This window comes from Roseateles sp. P5_E11, from assembly GCF_054049355.1.
The window spans coordinates 1-2,072 of the sequence record NZ_JBFUMO010000805.1; the positions used below are offsets into that span (position 1 = coordinate 1).

Here is a 2,072-nt window from a genome sequence, read left to right on the forward strand (position 1 = left end):
TCTCCAAGCCTGAGCGGGACAATGCCTGGAGGTCGTCGGCATCGCGCAGCACCAGATCGGCGCGGGTCTGGATGGTGTAGCGCATCTTCAGGCGGCGCTCCTGCACCAGCGCGGCGAAGCGCTGCGCCCAGCCCGGCTTCAGCCCGAACAGATCGTCGGTGATCCAGAAGTGGTCGGCACCGTAGCGTCGCACCAGCAGCTCCAGCTCATCAACCACCTGCTCCGGGGAACGGACGGTGTAGCGTTTTCCATAGAGCGGCTTGGCGCACCAGTTGCACGCGTAGGGGCAACCGCGTGTGGTGGCGACGTTCAGCGAGAAGTGGCCATGCCGACGTTCCCAGACCTCCCGGTAAGGCTCCAGATCGACCAGGTCCCATGCCGGAGGAGGCAGGTGATCGAGGTCGGTGATGGGTGCGCGCACCGGCGATCGCGCCAGACGGTCGTCCTCCAGATAGGCCAGCCCTGGGATGTCGGCCCACGGTCGGCCGTCACGCCAGGCCCCCAGAACGTCAGCCAGCGTGGCCTCGCTTTCGCCGCGCACCACAGCGGTCGCGCCGGCGCGCAAATAGGGTTCGGGGAAGTCGGTGGCATCAGAACTGCAAACGACGACCCGTGCCCCAAAGGCACGCGCCAGGCGCACCATCTGCAAGGCCGCTTCGCGCATGCGGTCCAGGCACATCTTGGTCAGATAGTTGAAGCCGTCCTCCTGCAGCACCACGAACTCCGGGCGTTCCTGCTCTAACCGACAGAGGAAGGACAGCTCACTTTCAGCGAGCCCCGCATCGAACACATGCGTCTTGAAGCCCAAACTGCGCACCAGCCCGGCCGCATACAAGGTGCCCAGGGGCGGATACGGCTTGCCCGCCTGCCACTGCTTGGGATCGAGCCGGTAGTAGTAGGCCGAGGCGACCAATACGGTGTCGTCGACGGTGTGGCGCGTGATGGCCCCGCCCGCCTGCCGCTGCAATCGGTCCAGATTCGCCTGATAGCGCTCAAGAATGCGGTACTTCCACTCCGAGGTATGGAGCTTGGCCACATCGCGGCTGAGCTCCATGCTCCGCCGCGCCGTCAGAGATGACAGCTGCGCAATATTGCGACGGAGCCGTCGGTGGATCAGCTTCCACGCGCACCAGTCCAGCAACGCGCCCAGCACCCCTCCCAATGCCATCTCGCTGAAACGGCGACCAGTCGTACGCGCTGGCTCTGCCGGCCTCTGCAGCACTGCCCGGTTCGGCAGGTAGTCGTCCACCCAAGAGTTGGCCTTTTGCAGGTGCATCAGCGAATCACACCCCGCCACGGGATACAGCGTGGCCAGCYCCATCGCCGTGAAGGCGTCGCGCCGCTCAAGTGCCAGCTTGTGGCCAGCCAGCAGGTAGTTCGAGCACAGCATCTGCGGTGCGGGCAACTTCTGGCGGTAGAAGCGCAACAAGACGTAGACCAGCCACAACCGCCCCGGCCGCGTGATGATCAGGAAATCAAAGTCCCCGTCCTCGGCCAGCGACCGCTTGGACAAGGATCCGGAAATGGCCACGCCATCCACGAAGGGCAGGCGCATCAGGCCACGGCCCACTTCCAGCGCTTGAGGCATGGCCGCGTCGGCACGGTCGCGGTTGGCTGACCAGCGTGCAATCGGATCGTCCATCTCGGCGATCCAAAACCATCGGTCATGGCTGGCCACCAGGCCAGCCGTTTGCAACCGCTGCAGCGCACTCGCCACCTCGCTGATCGGCACGCCCGGCGTGTCAAGAAATCGCCAGACCTCATCGGCGGACAGCGGGCTGTTGAACACCTGGCGATATGCCAGTGCCCTCAGCACCGCTTGCTGGGCCGCATCCAGCGAGGGTATCTGTGCCGTCACGGCTTCAGTTGGCTTCAGCATAGAACCCCTCCACCTCGGGACGCGTGTATCGGCGCAGGCGCTGCAGCGCCTTCAGTTCCAGCGGCCGCCTGTACAGGCCGCTCCAGTACCGCGGCAGTGACGCCAACTGCATCATTCGGCGGCCCCATTCGCCCAGGGTGAAATCCGTGCGCGTCGGGTAGCGGGCGTTGATCACCGTCTCGAAGTCATGGAT

2 protein-coding genes are annotated in these 2,072 nt (G+C 65.1%); both read right to left on the reverse strand.

The window, feature by feature from the left end; translation table 11 throughout:
- Positions 1 to 1,879 (reverse strand): radical SAM protein (locus ACXJKR_RS30840; RefSeq protein ID WP_457326090.1); only part of this gene is annotated, 1,879 nt, incomplete at its 3' end.
- The coding region (locus ACXJKR_RS30845) for a hypothetical protein (protein ID WP_457326091.1) at positions 1,863 to 2,072 on the reverse strand (210 nt) is incomplete at its 5' end. The genes ACXJKR_RS30840 and ACXJKR_RS30845, both read right to left, overlap by 17 nt.